At 66.6% G+C, this 15,508-nt stretch carries 16 protein-coding genes; 9 read left to right on the top strand and 7 right to left on the bottom strand.

The window, feature by feature from the left end; all coding sequences use genetic code 11:
* Window positions 1-119: 119 nt before the first annotated feature.
* The 5 genes from J2R78_RS10680 to J2R78_RS10660 all read right to left on the bottom strand — a co-directional run bounded on the left by J2R78_RS10680 (window position 120) and on the right by J2R78_RS10660 (window position 5,363).
* Window positions 120-962, bottom strand: a complete 843-nt coding sequence (locus tag J2R78_RS10680; protein WP_253604278.1) for a ChbG/HpnK family deacetylase — start codon at window positions 960-962, stop codon at window positions 120-122.
* Window positions 959-2,005: a glycosyltransferase family 2 protein gene (locus J2R78_RS10675; protein WP_253604276.1), complete on the bottom strand. Its 1,047-nt coding sequence runs from the start codon at window positions 2,003-2,005 to the stop codon at window positions 959-961. Before J2R78_RS10675 ends, J2R78_RS10680 begins: the two co-directional genes overlap by 4 nt.
* A gap of 141 nt (window positions 2,006-2,146) precedes the next feature.
* Window positions 2,147-3,124 carry an ATP phosphoribosyltransferase gene (gene hisG, locus J2R78_RS10670; RefSeq protein WP_253604274.1) on the bottom strand — a complete coding sequence of 326 codons (978 nt, stop codon included), beginning with the start codon at window positions 3,122-3,124 and terminating at the stop codon, window positions 2,147-2,149.
* Window positions 3,121-4,287, bottom strand: coding sequence for an ATP phosphoribosyltransferase regulatory subunit (locus J2R78_RS10665; protein WP_253604273.1), 1,167 nt, complete (start codon window positions 4,285-4,287; stop codon window positions 3,121-3,123). The genes hisG and J2R78_RS10665 overlap by 4 nt, the downstream gene beginning before the upstream one ends.
* Before the next feature lie 299 nt (window positions 4,288-4,586).
* A complete protein-coding gene (locus J2R78_RS10660; protein WP_253604271.1) occupies window positions 4,587-5,363 on the bottom strand; it encodes a 16S rRNA (uracil(1498)-N(3))-methyltransferase in 777 nt (258 codons plus the stop codon).
* Between the two features lie 449 nt (window positions 5,364-5,812).
* On the opposite strand from J2R78_RS10660, the gene J2R78_RS10655 reads away from it, so the two are divergent.
* Window positions 5,813-6,547, top strand: coding sequence for a hypothetical protein (locus J2R78_RS10655; protein ID WP_092086865.1), 735 nt, complete (start codon window positions 5,813-5,815; stop codon window positions 6,545-6,547).
* Between the two features lie 10 nt (window positions 6,548-6,557).
* Entirely contained in the window at window positions 6,558-7,490 is a 933-nt protein-coding gene (gene ubiA / locus J2R78_RS10650) for a 4-hydroxybenzoate octaprenyltransferase (RefSeq protein ID WP_253604269.1), read from the top strand.
* A 298-nt stretch (window positions 7,491-7,788) separates the two neighbouring features.
* Here ubiA and J2R78_RS10645 read toward each other — a convergent pair whose 3' ends face one another.
* Window positions 7,789-8,313 carry a DUF6101 family protein gene (locus J2R78_RS10645; RefSeq protein WP_253604267.1) on the bottom strand — a complete coding sequence of 175 codons (525 nt, stop codon included), beginning with the start codon at window positions 8,311-8,313 and terminating at the stop codon, window positions 7,789-7,791.
* A gap of 274 nt (window positions 8,314-8,587) precedes the next feature.
* Between J2R78_RS10645 and J2R78_RS10640 the strand changes: the two genes are divergently transcribed.
* From J2R78_RS10640 to lpxK, 6 genes are all read left to right on the top strand, one after another.
* Entirely contained in the window at window positions 8,588-9,976 is a 1,389-nt protein-coding gene (locus tag J2R78_RS10640) for a TldD/PmbA family protein (protein ID WP_225645636.1), read from the top strand.
* Window positions 9,963-10,772 carry a 3'(2'),5'-bisphosphate nucleotidase CysQ gene (locus J2R78_RS10635; RefSeq protein WP_225163891.1) on the top strand — a complete coding sequence of 270 codons (810 nt, stop codon included), beginning with the start codon at window positions 9,963-9,965 and terminating at the stop codon, window positions 10,770-10,772. Before J2R78_RS10640 ends, J2R78_RS10635 begins: the two co-directional genes overlap by 14 nt.
* A 160-nt stretch (window positions 10,773-10,932) precedes the next feature.
* A complete protein-coding gene (locus tag J2R78_RS10630) occupies window positions 10,933-11,181 on the top strand; it encodes a DUF4170 domain-containing protein (protein ID WP_016848023.1) in 249 nt (82 codons plus the stop codon).
* Window positions 11,178-11,891: a lysophospholipid acyltransferase family protein gene (locus J2R78_RS10625; protein WP_050384219.1), complete on the top strand. Its 714-nt coding sequence runs from the start codon at window positions 11,178-11,180 to the stop codon at window positions 11,889-11,891. The genes J2R78_RS10630 and J2R78_RS10625 overlap by 4 nt, the downstream gene beginning before the upstream one ends.
* Window positions 11,854-13,188, top strand: a complete 1,335-nt coding sequence (locus J2R78_RS10620) for a 3-deoxy-D-manno-octulosonic acid transferase (protein ID WP_253604265.1) — start codon at window positions 11,854-11,856, stop codon at window positions 13,186-13,188. Before J2R78_RS10625 ends, J2R78_RS10620 begins: the two co-directional genes overlap by 38 nt.
* Window positions 13,181-14,203 (top strand): tetraacyldisaccharide 4'-kinase, encoded by a 1,023-nt coding sequence (gene lpxK / locus J2R78_RS10615; protein ID WP_253604263.1) that lies wholly within the window; start codon window positions 13,181-13,183, stop codon window positions 14,201-14,203. The genes J2R78_RS10620 and lpxK overlap by 8 nt, the downstream gene beginning before the upstream one ends.
* Window positions 14,204-14,217: 14 nt before the next feature.
* Here the strand turns inward: lpxK and J2R78_RS10610 are convergent, their stop codons facing one another.
* Complete coding sequence (locus J2R78_RS10610) at window positions 14,218-14,445, bottom strand: DUF2093 domain-containing protein (RefSeq protein WP_016848019.1); 228 nt, start codon at window positions 14,443-14,445, stop codon at window positions 14,218-14,220.
* Between the two features lie 186 nt (window positions 14,446-14,631).
* On the opposite strand from J2R78_RS10610, the gene J2R78_RS10605 reads away from it, so the two are divergent.
* Window positions 14,632-15,462 carry a dienelactone hydrolase family protein gene (locus tag J2R78_RS10605; RefSeq protein WP_253604261.1) on the top strand — a complete coding sequence of 277 codons (831 nt, stop codon included), beginning with the start codon at window positions 14,632-14,634 and terminating at the stop codon, window positions 15,460-15,462.
* Window positions 15,463-15,508: the final 46 nt, after the last annotated feature.

The following is a 15,508-nucleotide window of genomic DNA, read 5'->3' as shown; positions in this document are numbered from 1 at the left end:
ATCGCGCCGATCGAATCGGCGCGTCCGAGATGTAGGACGGGGTTTGTGGCGCAAGGAGTGGGGGCCAGAATTAAATTTATGTATGCGACAATACGACCGGCCGCTTTTCGTGAACCCTATCAGGCCAGTGTAACTTTATTCAGGCCCAGCAGCGCGGGGAAATCGTCGCCTGCGAGATAGGCATGCTCGGTCTCGCGCTGCGTCGTCAGCGGGTCGAGGCTCTTCAGCGTTTCGTCGACGAAACCGGGATGGCACATCACGAGCCCGTCCTCGGGCATGCCGTCGAGGAAGCCCTGCATCAGCGCCGCGAAATCATTGCCGCGCGTAAAATCATAGGCGCCGGCGAAGGCCGGATTGAACCGCAGGCCGGCTCGCTGCGCCTTGATCCGGAATTGCGTGCTGAGCACGTTCAGCACCAGCGCCTTCGGCGCCGCCAGCTGGCGCGCCAGCGGGCCTTCGCGGCCGCACTGCCGCACCCAGGCATCGGGCGCGCGCTCCTTCACCGCGCGCAGGAAGCCGTCGCGCACCTGCGGGAACAGCTGCGCGTGCTGATGACCGTCGACGAAGTCGGGTGCGCGGCCGAACAGATCATGGAAGGCGTCGAGCTGCGCCAGCACCTCGGCATGGACCAGTTCGGCGTCGAGCCGGTGCATCAGCCCGGCGCGCAGCAGCCGCGGGAAGGGCAGGAACATGTCGCTGTCGAGCGGGCGGAAATGCATCGTCAGCGGCCGGAACGGCGCGGTCAGCGTCACATGCAGCCCGATCGCGCAGCGCGGGCTGCTCGCCACCGATGCCGTGAGCGCGGCCGCCGCCTCGCGGCCGATCGCCGGCGTCACCGTCATCACCGACGTCGCATTGAGGCGGCCGCGCTCGATCAGGTCGCGGATCGCGCGGTTGACGCCGTCGCTCAAGCCATAATCGTCAGCACACAGCCAGATCCGGCGCGGCGTATCGGTGTTCATTCCGCGGCGGTCCGCTCGGAGGCATTTTGCGCCGCGCCGCCGTCGGCGTGCTTCTCGGTGTGCTCGGCGACGAAGTAGATCGGCCGCGCCTTCAGCTCGGAGAGGATCTTGCCGATATATTCGCCGACGATGCCGATCATGATCAGCTGCACGCCGCCGATCGTCATCATGCCGATCATCAGCGACGGATAGCCGGGGACCTGCTTGCCGGTGGTCAGCACTTCCCACAGGATCGAGAGGCCGAACAGGAACGCCACGCCGGCGAGCAGCGCGCCGAGCAGGCTGGCGAAGCGCAGCGGCGCCACCGAGAACGAGGTCAGGCCCTCGATCGACAGACCGATCAGCCGGCCGGCATTGAAGGTGGTGACGCCATGCGCGCGCGGCGCCGGCTCGTAGTCGACGCGGATCTGCCGGAAGCCGATCCAGCTGGCGAGGCCCTTGAAGAAGCGGTTGCGCTCCGGCAATTGCCGCAGCGCCGCGGCCGCGCGCGGCGACAGCAGGCGGAAGTCGCCGGCATCCTCCGGGATCTGCTGCCGGGCGCCCCAGTTGATCAGCGCGTAGAAGCCGCGCACGGCCAGCCGCCGCGCGGCCGATTCATTGTCGCGATGCGCCTTCGCCGTGTAGACCACGTCGTAGCCGTCATCGATCCAGTGCGCGACCAGTTGCTCCACCAGCGTCGGCGGATGCTGGCCGTCGCCATCCATGAACAGCACCGCGCCGCGGCGGGCGTGGTCGAGGCCGGCCATCAGCGCCGCCTCCTTGCCGAAATTGCGCGACAGCGACACCACCTGCAGGTCGAGCCCGTCGGCGGGCAGGCCGCGCGCGATCGTCAGCGTGTTGTCCGCGCTGCCGTCATCGACATAGATCACCTCGCAGGCGAGGCCATAGCGGGCGTGCAGCGTCTTGGCGAGGTTGATCAGCCGCTCATGCAACGCAGCAAGCCCGGCCGCCTCGTTGTAGACGGGCACGACGATCGACAGACCCTGCCCGGCGGCGGTCTTGGCGGTCGTGGTCAGGCTGGAAACGTCAGAGCCCAGCATCATCGATCAGGTTCCAGAACTAGAGCGTTTTCGAGCGAAATGGCCTTCTGCCTCGCACGAAGAAGCCGCGTCAAAACGAGAGTTCCCTCGAACACAATATGGTACCGCAGGGTAGCTGTCGCCAACATGAACGGCGTGGCCGCCTCATTGTCGCAGGAACGCCTCGAGCCTGGCGAACAGCGGGTTCTCGCGGTCGAACACATAGTCCAGCGACACCACCGACACGGTTTCGGCGCCGTGCTCGCGCAGGAAGCTGCCGAGCGCGTAGAGCTTGCCCGGTGGGCAGTGCAGCGTAAGCATGCCCGACGAGGTCGGGCCGCCGAACGGGGCGACCACGCCGAAGCGGTTATGCGCCTCCGACAGCAGCGCATCGTTGCAGCCGGCGAAGCGGGTGCGGACCTCGCGATACTTGCTGGCGCGGGCGCGTGCCGCGATGTGGTCGAGGATGACGCGCGCGGTCTCGCGGGCTCCGGTCGACCAGTGGGCATCCCGCGACGCCACCAGATTGGCCTGGCTGCGCAGCATGACGCCGTCGTCGAGCACCTTGAGCCCGTTGGCGGCAAGCGTCGCCCCGGTGGTCGTGATGTCGACGATCAGTTCGGCGGTTCCGGCGGCGGGCGCGCCCTCGGTGGCGCCGGCGCTTTCGACGATGCGATAGTCGCCGACGCCGTGTTTGGCAAAGAAGCCGCGCGTCAGATTGATGTATTTGGTCGCCACCCGCATGCGGTGATTGTGCTGCTCGCGGAAGCCCGATGCGACGTCGTCGAGATCGGCCATGGTGCGGACGTCGATCCACGCCTGCGGCACCGCGACCACGACATTGGCATAGCCGAAGCCGAGGCCTTCGATCATCAGCACGCGCTTGTCGGCATCGGGAATGCTCTCGCGCACCAGGTCCTCGCCGGTGACGCCGAGATGCACCGAGCCGCGGGCCAGATTGGCCGCGATCTCGCTCGCCGAGAGATAGGCGATCTCGACATTGTCGACGCCGGCGATGGTGCCGCGATAGTCGCGGGCGCCGCCGGCCTTCGACAAGGTCAGCCCGGCGCGGGCGAAGAAGCTTTCGGCGTTTTCCTGCAGCCGCCCCTTGGAGGGCACGGCGACGACGAAGGGCGTGCTCATTGGGCGCCTCCGAAGGAGGTGGCCTCGCCATGCCGGGTCATCGCCTCGATCCAGACCGAGAAGCCGACCGCGGGGATCGGGCTCGCCGAGCCGAGCTGCGTCATCAGCCCGTCATAGCGGCCGCCGGCGACCAGCGGCTCGGCGCCGTTGCCCTTGGCGTGCAGCTCGAACTCGAAGCCGGTGTAGTAGTCGAGGCCGCGGCCGAACGCGGTGGAGAACCGGGTCTTTCGGATGTCGATGCCGCGCGCGGCCATGAAGCCGATCCGGCTCTCGAGCTGGTCGATCGCGGCGGCAAGGTTCAGCTTGGCCTCGCCAGCCAGCGCGCGCAATTGCGCGACCGCGTCGTCGGGATCGCCCGCGATCGCCAGGAAGCGCTTGATGGTCGCGACCGCATCGCGCGGCAGCGCGCCGCCCTTCAGCGTCGATTGCTCGAGGAAGCGGTCGGCGATCTCGGCCACCGTGCGGCCGCCCACATTAGTGGTGCCGGCGATCGACATCAGATCGGTGACCAGCGCCAGCGCCGCCTTGCGGTCGGAGCCGGCCAGCGCAGCGAGCACGCCCTCATATTCGTTGCGGCCCGGCGCGGTCTTGAGCGTCAGCTGCTCGATGTCGTCGGTCAGCGAGACCTTGCGGTTGAAGTCCTTGATCAGCCGGCGCCGCCACACCGGATAGAGGTCGAGCGCATCGATCAGCGCGTTGAACAGCGCGACGTCGCCGGTGCGGATCTCGACGTCCTTCAACCCGAACGCCGTGGTCGCCTCCAGCGCCAGCGCCAGCATCTCGGCATCGGCCGCGGCGCGGTCCTGCCGTCCGAACGATTCGATGCCGGCCTGCAGGAACTGGCTCGGCGCACCGCCGCGGTAACGGAACACCGGGCCGAGATAGCTGAAGCCGGCGGGCTGGCCGGCGCGGGCAGAGGCGAGGTAGTCGCGCGCCACCGGGATCGTGAGGTCCGGGCGCAAGCAGAGCTCCTCGCCGCTCAGGTCGGTCGTCAGGTACAGGCTCTTGCGGATGTCCTCGCCGGAGAGATCGAGGAACGGCTCGGCCGGCTGCAGGATCGCGGGCTCGGACCTCTGATAGCCGGCCTGCCCGAACGAGGCCAGCAGCGCATCCGCCCAAACGGCGGATCCGGCGGCGGATCGTGGTGTGGCAGCTTCGGTCATCTCGACGTCCAATTCGCTCCGAAATCGCGTTCCAGAGCGGGTTCCATGGGTGGTGTTTGCGGAGCCCTTAGCACGGTCGGCCCATGCTTTCGACAGGGATCGGCCAAGTGGCTTAATGATTGGGTTCGTTAACGATTTTGCGACGACTTGGCTAGGGGCAGATGTTTGTCCTCGGCTTTCATCTGGCAAACGAGCTGCAGGTTCCGTCATTCTGAGGCGCGAGCGCAGTGAGCCTCGAAGGATCGACGGCCACCAGCCGGGCCGTACATCCTTCGAGGCTCGCCGAAGAGGCTCGCACCTCAGGTTGACGGGGAGGGAGTGTGTGGCCCATTTCCTCGCCAGTCCCCCAGTGCCGCCTGCACCAGCGCCAGCGCGGCGACGGCGGCGGTGTCGGCGCGCAGGATGCGCGGGCCGAGGGCGAGGCGGAGGATGGCGGGCTGGCGCAGCAGCAGCGCGCGCTCCTCCTCGGCAAAGCCGCCTTCCGGACCGATCAGGACATCGATCCCGGCGTTCGCAGCCGATGCCGCCGCCAGCGCCTGCACCGGGCTTTCGACCTCGGCCGCCTCGTCGCAAAACACCAGCAGCCGCGCCGGGTCGCGGCCCGCCAGGAAACGTTCGAGGGGCAGGGGGGCGGCGACTTCGGCGAGCGAGATGATCCCGCATTGCTCGGCCGCCTCGACCACATTGGCGCGCATCCGCTCGCCGTTGACCCGCGACACCTGGGTGAAGCGTGTCAGCACCGGCACGAGCCGCGCGGCGCCCATCTCGACCGCCTTCTGCACCATGTAGTCGAGCCGCGCATGCTTCAGCGGCGCGAACACATAGGTGACGTCGGGCAGGCTGTCCTGCGCGCGGGTCTGTGCCGCGACCGTCAGCATGTCGGCCCGCTTGCGGCCGGAAATCTCGGCGCGCCATTCGCCGTCACGCCCGTTGAACACCAGCACGCTGTCGCCGGCGCCGAGCCGCAGCACGTTGCCGAGATAGTTGCTCTGATCGCGTTCGAGCGGAACGGTTGCGCCGGCGCCGAGCGGGGCGTCGACAAACAGGCGGGGGCTGCGGAAATCGAGTTCAGGCATATCCGAGGCGGCTTCAGTGCGGTGTGGCCAGTTTACCAAACCGCGCGACACCGTAATCCCGCGGACTCCCCAGGAACTCGCCAGCCAGGTAATATTGAGCGTCGATATATTGCTTCTGTCACCAAGTCATTTCTTTAGTCCAAGGGGCCGCTTGCACGCGGTCCCTTTTGTTGTTCGGTCGCCCGCGGCGTCGGCCCATGAATCCAAACCGGGGCCTTACCGAAAATCCTGTTCAGGCAAATTTGATGGTCCATTTTACCGCCGTTCGTAGCCTAAAGGCTTAGAATCGGGGAACAATTTAATATGGCCGGTGTGGCCCTACGCCGCGCTGTCGCCCAAATCCACGGGTTGTTAAGGCCTCACAGGAATCGTAAAACGCCCCCAAAATTCGTTGCTTCGTTTTTGTTGCGCTGGGGTTGCCTGGACCTTTTGCCGGAGAAACACCCTCGATGATCCGCCGTCTGATCGTGCTGACCGTTGCTGCGACCGCCCTGTCCGTGGGGCAAGCCGCCGCGCAGAGCGCCTTTCCGGCCCCGTTGCCCAATCAGGCCGGTAAGGCCGGCACCGCGTCCGACCCCGCGTTTCCGCCGGTCAATGGCATGCGTCCAAGCCAGGCCGGAACCGCCTCGGATTCCGCATTCCCGCCGGTCAACGGCGCGCCGGCGGCCAGGGTCGGTGCCACGCCGTCGGCATTTCCGAGCAGTGGCGCGGCCCCCATCGCCGGCGGCGGGCTGTCGTCGCCGCCCCCGCCGGGTGCGGGTGGTGGTGGTGCCGCCGACGCCTGCATGAAGAATTTCACGCCGCTGCGCGAGGATGCGGAGAAGCGCGGCAAGGCGATCAAGGCGGCGAGCGATCGCCACGCCAGCCCCCAGGAGGCCTGCAAGCTGATCGGCAATTACAGCCAGGCCGAGATCAAGATGATCAAATATGTCGACACCAACGCACAGAAGTGCGGAATTCCGCCGCAGATCGCCGACCAGCTCAAGGCCGGACACAAGAATACCGAAGCGCTGCTGAAGAAGGTCTGCAATGTCGCGGAGCAGGCGGCGGCGCAGCCGCGTGGGCCAGCGGGGCCGAGCTTGAGCGACGTGCTCGGTTCGTCCGCCTCGCTGCCGGAAGCGACGCCGACCAAGAAGGGCGGCAGCACCTTCGATACGCTGAACGGCAACGTCCTCACCCGTTGATGGATCACCCATGAGCGATGTCTCCACCCGCGTTGCCGATTCCACAGGCAACTGGGTGGATACCCATGCGCCGGTCTGGACGCGGCCCTATCTGCGGCTTGCGCGCTACGACCGGCCGATCGGCTCCTGGCTGCTGTTGATGCCGTGCTGGTGGTCGGCGGCGCTCGCCGCCGGCGTCGCGCATGATGTGCGCTCGCTGCCGCTCGCGGTCCTGCTGTTCTTCATCGGCGCCTTTGTGATGCGCGGCGCCGGCTGCACCTGGAACGACATCACCGATCGCGATCTCGACGCCAAGGTCGAACGCACGCGGTCGCGGCCGATCCCCGCCGGGCAGGTCACGGTGACGCAGGCGGTGGTCTTCATGGTCCTGCAGGCGCTGATCGGGCTTCTCGTGCTGCTGCAGTTCAACCGCTTCGCGGTGATGACCGGCATCGCCTCGCTTCTGATCGTCGCGATCTACCCGTTCATGAAGCGGATTACCTGGTGGCCGCAGGTCGTGCTCGGCCTTGCCTTCTCCTACGGCGCGCTGATGGGATTTGCGGTGACGCTCGAGCGCATCGATGCGACCGCGATTGCGCTCTACGCCGGATCGATCGCCTGGGTGATCGCCTACGACACCATCTACGCCCATCAGGACGCCGAGGATGATGCGCTGATCGGCGTCAAATCCACCGCGCGCCTGTTCGGTGCACGCACCCATCGTGCGCTCGTGATCTTCTATGGTCTCGCCGTGCTCTTGATCGGCGTGGCGTTCGCACTCGCAGGGGCGCGCTGGCCGGCCTGGATTGGGCTGGCGGCGTTCGCGCTGCATCTCGCCTGGCAGATCCGGCGGCTCGACATCAGCGATGGCGCGCTCTGCCTGCGCATCTTCAAGTCCAACCGCGACGCCGGCTTGATCCTGTTCGCGAGCCTCGTCGTCGACGCGGTGCTGCGCGCGGCGTGATGACTTCGCAGGATGGGTCGAGCGAAGCGATACCCGTCATTCTCGCCGCAGAACAAGAGTTGATGGGTTTCGCTTCGCTCTACCCATCCTACGCAGCTCGAAATGACGGCGAGAGGTACGACAAATCACGCATGCGCGGGTGATGACACCGCGTGGTGTGAGACGATGAATCGAAACCCATCCTCATCGTCGTCCCATCCTCATCGTCGTCCTGGCGAAAGCCAGGACCCATTACCCCAAATCACAATTGTTGCGCGACGCTGGGGCCGCGATCCCGTTCATGCTGAGTGCGCCGAACTCAATCCCGCGCGATGATCTCGCGTTCGCCGCGATGTACGCTGGTGCCGTTGAGGCTGACACCGCCGCGGCGGCGGACCAGGAATTTCGGCCTCCGCGCGCGGATCGCGTTGCGGCGACGGCGGCGCGGGGAGGGCGTCCGCGGCACCGGCTCGGTCAGTTGCGGGAGACGGAAGATGTCGCTCCACATCTGCCAGGCGGAGCTGATCTCCTCGGCGTCAGAACTGGAGCCGAGCGGAACGCTGAGCGCGGGATCGCGGTGAACCAGCACCAGCATCTGCGCGTCGTCGATGCCGCGCACCGCGACGCCGAGAAAGTCGCTGACGCGAACATTGACCGCCATCCGCATGCCGAGAACGGCACGGCGCAGCACGACATGTTCGCGATGAAGCTCGACCTGCCGCATGCCGCCATCCGCGCGCGCGTCCTGCGCGTGGAAGCTGAGCGGAAGGGAAAGAGGGTCGAGCCGCAATGCGCAGCTCGACCCGGCGGAATTGATTCCGCTTGTTGGTGTTTGACGCCTCAAAGCTCTGTCTCCCCGCCGGGATTATGTTCCCGGTCGTTGTGTGAGAGCCTAGCCGAGCGATGTCCGTTCCCCCTTAAAAAGCCTGGTTAATCCCTCCTCACCTCGTGCCATGATTGACAAGAGGTTGGCCCGCATGATTGACGAAGCCTTGCCCCGATCACTCAAATCTTTGTTGCCTGCCGGTGCAAAGTGCTTGAAATCCCTGTGAAACCGGCACATCTGGTGGGTCTGTCGACCTCGTTCCGGGCCCCCCTCAATCCGCAGGAATTCGTTCGTGAACTCTTCACCATCTGCATCGCGACACGGCGATACCTCCGATCTGTTTGACCAATCGGGCCTGAGCGACCTTGCGCAGCGCCTGGTCGATGCCGCCAAGCGCGCGGGCGCCGATGCGGCCGATGCCATCGCGGTGCGCGGCGTCTCGCAGGGCGTCGAGGTGCGCGACGGCCGCGTCGAGGAAACCGAGCGCTCCGAAGGCGATGACGTCGGCCTGCGGGTGTTCGTCGGCCAGCGCCAGGCGGTGGTGTCGACCAATGACGTCAGCGGCGACGGGGTCGCCAAACTTGCCGAGCGTGCGGTCGCGATGGCGCGCGTAGCGCCGGACGACAAATATGTCGGTCTCGCCGATCCGGCGCTCCACGCACACGATTTCCCCGATCTCGATCTGCTCGATCGCAAGGTTCCGAGCACGGCCGAACTCGAGCAGCGCGCGATCGAAGCGGAGGCTGCGGCGCTCGCGGTCAAGGGTGTCACCAAGTCCGGCGGCGCGTCGGCCTCGACCGGGATCGGCGGCATGGTGCTGGTGACGTCGACCGGCTTCCACGGTTCTTATCTGCGCTCCAGCCACGGCATCTCGACGACGGCGATTTCCGGTGAGGGCACCGGCATGGAGCGCGACTACGATTTCACCAGCGCGCCGCATGCCTCCGATCTCGATTCACCTGCTTCCGTTGGCCGCAAGGCCGGCGAGCGCGCGGTGGCGCGGGGCAATCCGCGCAAGGTCGAGACCTGCAAGGTGCCGGTGGTGTTCGATCCGCGGGTCGCCGGCTCGATCGTCGGCCATCTCGTCGGCGCCATCAACGGCGCTTCGATCGCGCGCAAGACCAGCTTCCTGAAGGACAAGCTCGGCGAGCAGCTGTTCTCCAGGGACATCCGCATCATCGACGATCCGTTGCGCGTGCGCGGCCTGCGCTCGCAGACCTTCGATGCCGAGGGCGTCAGGGTGAAGAAGACGGCGCTGATCGATGCGGGCGTGCTCACCACCTGGGTACTGGATTCGGCGACCGCGCGCGAGCTCGGGCTTGTTACGACCGGTCATGCGCATCGCGGCGTGTCGTCCTCGCCGTCTCCCGGAACGTATAATCTGCATCTCGAGCCGGGTGCGGTGACGCCGAAGGAGCTGATCTCCGACATCAAGCAGGGCTTCTATGTCACCGACCTGATCGGCTCCGGCGTCAACGGCGTGACCGGCGATTACAGCCGCGGCGCGTCCGGCTTCTGGATCGAGAACGGCGAGATCACCTATCCGGTCAGCGAAGTGACCATCGCCGGCCATCTGCTGCCGATGTTCAAGTCGCTGGTCGCCGCCAACGATCTGGAATTCCGCTACGGCGTCAATTCGCCGACGCTGCGCATCGAGGGCCTGACGCTTGGCGGACGCTGATACGGACGACTGGACCAAGGCGCGCGATGCCGCCTTGCTGACCAGATCGGTGCAGGAAGCGGGCCGGCTCGCATCGTCGCTGTTCCGCACCGAATTGAAGAACTGGATCAAGGGCGCGTCCTCGCCGGTCTCCGAGGCCGACATCGCGGTCAACGACCTGCTGGAGCAGCAGCTGCGTTCGGCAACGCCCGGCTACGGCTGGCTGTCGGAAGAGAGCGCCGACAACGACACCCGCCTCGGCAGGCGCTTCACCTGGATCGTCGATCCGATCGACGGCACCCGCGCCTATCTCGCCGGCCGCGAGGACTGGTGCGTCAGTGTGGCGCTGGTTGAAAATGCATCGCCGGTGCTCGCGGCGGTGTATGCGCCGGTCAGCGAGGAATTCTTCTTCGCCGCCCGCGGACAGGGCGCCACCCTGAACGACGGCGCGGTGCATGCAACCGCAGGCACCGATTTCAACTTTCCGCGGATGGCGGGACCGAAGCCGCTGGTGCAGCGGCTCAGCCCGACGCCGGACGAGATCACGCTCTATCCGCGCATCGGATCGCTGGCGCTGCGGTTGTGCCGTGTAGCACAAGGTCGACTTGACGCGGCCTTTGCGGGCGGGCAAAGCCGCGACTGGGATCTTGCCGCCGCGAATTTGATCGTGCAGGAAGCGGGTGGTAAGATGACCGCGCTCTCGGGGGACGCGATTGAGTACAATCGCCGGGAGGTGACGCATGGGGTGCTGGTGGCAGCGGGACGCGAACGTCATGCACGCATTGTCGAGCATTTTCGCAGCCGTCCTTTGCCGTGAGGCCTCGCCGATCCGCGCCGCGTTTCCGATTGTGACGACCAGACCTGTTGCGACCGCCTTGTGACGACCAGACGTGTTACGACCAGACGTGTTACGACCAGACCTGTGACGACTACGACTTCATTTGTTTGCCGGGCATCTCGTTAGGAAAAGCACCATCATGTCAGACAATGCCCAGCCCCAGCTGCTTCACCTCGTGATCGGCGGCGAGTTGACCGATCTCGAGCACAACACCTTCAAGAACCTGGACGAAGTCGAGATCGTCGGCGTCTACCCGAACTATGCGACCGCCTATGCGGCCTGGAAGGCGAAGGCGCAGCAGACCGTGGACAACGCCCAGATGCGCTACTTCGTCGTTCACCTCCACCGGTTGCTCGATCCTGAGCAGGACACAAAGCATTCCCATTGAAACGACTTTTTCGCGATCTGCTGCGCAGCGGCTTCGTGCAGCGCGCGCTGGGTGTGCTTGCGGCCGAGTATCTGCGGCTGGTGTGGTACACCAACCGCTTCAGCTACCAGCCGCATGACGTGTACGGGATCGTCGAGCCCCTGATGCCGGCGATCTTCGTGTTCTGGCACGGCCAGCACTTCATGACGCCGTTCATCAAGACCAAGGAGAGTTACCGCGCCAAGGTCCTGATCTCCCGCCACCGCGACGGCGAGTTCAACGCCCTCGCGGTGGAGCGGCTCGGCATCGGCACCATCAGAGGTTCCGGCGATCATTCCGGCGCGTTCCATCGCAAGGGCGGCGTCGGCGCCTTCCTGGAGATGGTTCGGGCGCTGGAAGACGGCTGCAACATGGCCACCACCGCCGACGTGCCGAAGCGGGCGCGGGTGGCGGGCCTCGGGGCCATCATGCTGGCGCGGGAGACCGGCCGGCCGATCATCCCCTTTGCGATGGTCACCAGCCGATTCATCCGGTTGAAAAACTGGGATTCGACCACCATCAATTTGCCATTCGGGCGCGGCGCAGTGGTAGGTATTGAGCCGGTCTATGTGCCGCCCGACGCCGACGCCGCGACGATGGAAAAGCTTCGGCAGCACGTGGAGGAACTTCTCAACGAAGCGACCCGACGTGCCTATGCAGCGGTCGGGCGGCCGGAGGCAGCGCTTGGCTAGCTCGCTACCGATGACGTTGCGTGTGTACCGCAAGCTGTCGTCCGCGATGGTGCCGCTCGCGCCTGCCCTGATCAAGCGGCGGCTCAAGCTCGGCAAGGAAGATCCCGAACGTGTCGGCGAGCGGCGCGGCGTGAGCGCCGATACCAGGCCGCAGGGCCCGCTGGTATGGATTCACGGCGCCAGCGTCGGCGAGGTGCTGGCGGCGGCCGGGCTGATCGAGCGGCTGCGCGCGCTCAATTTGCGCATCCTGCTCACCTCGGGCACGGTGACCTCGGCCGCGATCGTCGCCAAGCGCTTCCCGCCCGACGTCATCCATCAATACGTGCCGTACGACTCGCCGCGTTATGTGACGCGCTTCCTCGATCACTGGCATCCGTCGCTGGCGCTGTTCATCGAATCCGATTTGTGGCCGAACCTGATCCTGTCGAGCGCCGCGCGGCGGCTGCCGATGGTGCTGATCAACGGGCGGATGTCGCAGCGCTCGTTCCCGCGCTGGCGCCGGGTCTCCAACACCATCGGCGCGTTGCTCGGCCGGTTCGACATCTGCCTCGCGCAGTCGAACACCGATGCCGAACGCTTTGCCGCGCTCGGCAGCCACAACGTCGTCGTCACCGGCAACCTCAAGCTCGACGTCGCGGCGCCGCCGGCGGATCCAGCCAAGTTGGAGCGGCTGATGTCGGTGACGCGCGGCCGCGCCATCGTGGTCGCGGCGTCGACCCATCCCGGCGAGGAAGAGATCCTGATCGAGGCGCACAAGTCGCTCGCCGGATTCTTCCCCGGCCTGCTCACGGTGATCGTGCCGCGGCATGCCGCGCGCGGCGAGGCGGTGGCGCGGCTGGTGACGGAGGCCGGCCTGCGCGCTGGTCTGCGCTCGCACGAGGATCTGCCGGTCGCGACAACAGATATCTATGTCGCCGATACGATGGGCGAACTCGGCCTGTTCTATCGCCTCGCGCCGATCGTGTTCATGGGCGGCTCGCTGGTTGCGCATGGTGGCCAGAATCCGATTGAGGCGATCAAGCTCGGCGCGGCGATCGTGCACGGCCCGCACGTGTTCAACTTCACCGATGTCTATGAGGCGCTCGATCGCGCCGGCGGCGCGCGCCGCGCCGATGATCGGGAAGCGTTGGTCAAGCAGCTCGGCCAGTTCCTTGCGGATTCCGCAGCCCGCGACAATTCGCTGGCGGCCTCCGAGCGCGTCGTCGAACAGCTCGGTGGCGCGCTGGAGCGCACGGTGACCGCTCTCGAGCCCTATCTGTTGCAGTTGCGGCTCGAGATGGGAGCCGCCAATGCGTGAGCCGGCCTTCTGGCACCGGCCGTCGTCTTGGACATCGCAACTGCTCCAACCGCTCGCCGCGCTTTACGGCGCGGTCGCCGCACGGCGGATGCGGCAATCCGGCGTCGATGCCGGCATTCCCGTGGTCTGCGTCGGCAATTACCATGTCGGCGGCGCCGGCAAGACGCCGACGGTGCTGGCGCTGGCAAAATTGCTGTGCGAAATTGACGAGCGGCCGGTGGTGCTCAGCCGCGGCTATGGCGGCAGGCTCGCTGGCCCGGTCAAGGTCGATCGCGGCAGCCACACGGCGGCCGATGTCGGCGACGAGCCGCTGATGATGGCGGCGAGCTTGCCGGTCGTGGTGTCGCGCGATCGCGCCGCAGGCCTGGCGCTGGCGCGCGCGCAGGACGCCAGCGTGATCCTGATGGACGACGGCTTCCAGAATCCCTCGGTGGCGAAGGATGCCTGCCTGATCGTGATCGACGGCACGCGCGGCGTCGGCAATGGCCGCGTGATTCCTGCGGGACCGTTGCGCGCGCCGCTGGTGCCGCAGCTGGAACGGACCGACGCGCTGATCGTGGTCGGCGAGGGGAGCGCGGCGCAAAGGATTGCGGCCGATCTCGCGTCCCGCGGCAAGCCGGTGCTGTCGGCGCATCTGAAGCCGGACCAGGCTTCGCTGGCGGCGCTGAACGGAACACGCGCGCTCGCCTTTGCCGGCATCGGCGATCCCGCGCGCTTCTTCAGCACGTTGCGCTCAAGCGGCGTCAACGTGGTGCGCAGCAAGGCTTTCGCCGATCATCACGCCTTCACGAAGGAGGAGATCGAAGCGCTCGTTGCCGACGCGCGTGGCGACGGACTGACGCTGGTGACGACGGAAAAGGATCTCGCGCGGTTGCGTGGTCCGGACGGGATGCCGGCCTGGGCACAGGCGATCGTGCCGTTTGCGGTGACGCTGCAATTCGATGATGGCGACGCGCTGCGGCGCCTGGTGGCCGATCAGCTGTTCAGGGCGCGGGACAGGAGACGCTCCAAATGAACCCGGCCTTGAGCCTAGGCCTGCGGCTTGAGGACGCCGGGATGGTGGCGCTGCAGCACGGCGGTCGGGGTGGCGTAGGCTTCCTGCAGGTCGACGCTCCAGTACTTCAGCTCGTCGAGCGGAATCCGGACGTCGGTGATGGCACAACGCACAAAGGTGCCGGGCGAGATCACGCGGAAATCGCCGTCGAGATATTGCACCTGCGCTTCGCCATGGCCCGAGGGACCGAACTTGTTCAGCACGATTGAGCTCTCCGCCTTGCCTCCAATGAGGCCATCTGGATGTCGATGAAACCGTCTATCACAGATAGGGTGTCATGTCCGCCCGTTAAACCACCGACTTGTGATGATTTGGCGGCGGAGGCGCATGGTATCCTTGCGGCCGTGGTCCGCTGTGTTTGCAGCGCCATAACGAGCCGGCCGGATCGGATGCGCCTCAAGTCAGTTTTTATGTGCCTCGCCATGCTTGCCGTGCCGGCCGCGGCCGCGGCGCCACTCCCGGCCCCGCATCAGGTCGAGATCCCCGAAGGCAACGTCACGCTGCACGCGCAGCTCTACCGGCCCGATGGCGACGGCCCGTTCCCGACCGTGATCGCGCTGCATGGCTGCGGCGGTCTCGTCGGCCGGTCCGAGCCGGTGCTGCCGCGCTATCGCGACTGGGCCGAGCAATTGCTGACGACCGGCCATGCGGTGCTGCTGCCGGACAGCTACGGCTCGCGCGAGCTCGGTCCGCAGTGCCGCATCAGGGAGCATCAGGTCCAGACCCGCCGTGCGCGGGTCGCCGACATCAACGCGGCGCGGCAGTGGCTGGTGCAGCAGAAATGGGTGGCGAAGCGCCGCATCAGCCTGATCGGCTGGGGCAACGGCGCCGCCGCTTTGCTGTGGGCGGTGCGGCCGCAGATGTGGTCGCGCAACGTCGAGCCGGACTTTCGCTCGGCGGTCGCGTTCTATCCGGATTGCCGCGCCTCGTTCGGCCTCGGCTGGAGCGCGCGGGTGCCGACGCTGGTGCTGATCGGCGCGCGCGACGACGTCACATCGTCATCGGCTTGCCACCAGATGGTCGACGGCGCCCGCGGCCGCAGCGCACTGGCGCGGATCGTGGTCTATCCCGAGGCCTATCACGACTTCGACCGGCCCAACCTGCCGCTGCACGCGGTCGCGGCCTCCGATGCCGAGATCGCCGAGCGCGGTCACGTCGGCACCGATACCGGCGCGCGCCAGGATGCGCAGAAGCAAGTCGCCGAGTGGCTGTCGCGCTAGAGCATGATCCGGAAAACTGCGCAGCGGTTTTCCGGAGAGATCATGC

This window comes from Bradyrhizobium sp. USDA 4538 (assembly GCF_024171045.1).
GTDB classification, from domain to species: domain Bacteria; phylum Pseudomonadota; class Alphaproteobacteria; order Rhizobiales; family Xanthobacteraceae; genus Bradyrhizobium; species Bradyrhizobium australafricanum.
The sequence above is the reverse complement of the archived record's forward strand: the minus strand, read 5'-3'. Positions and strand labels throughout refer to the sequence as shown.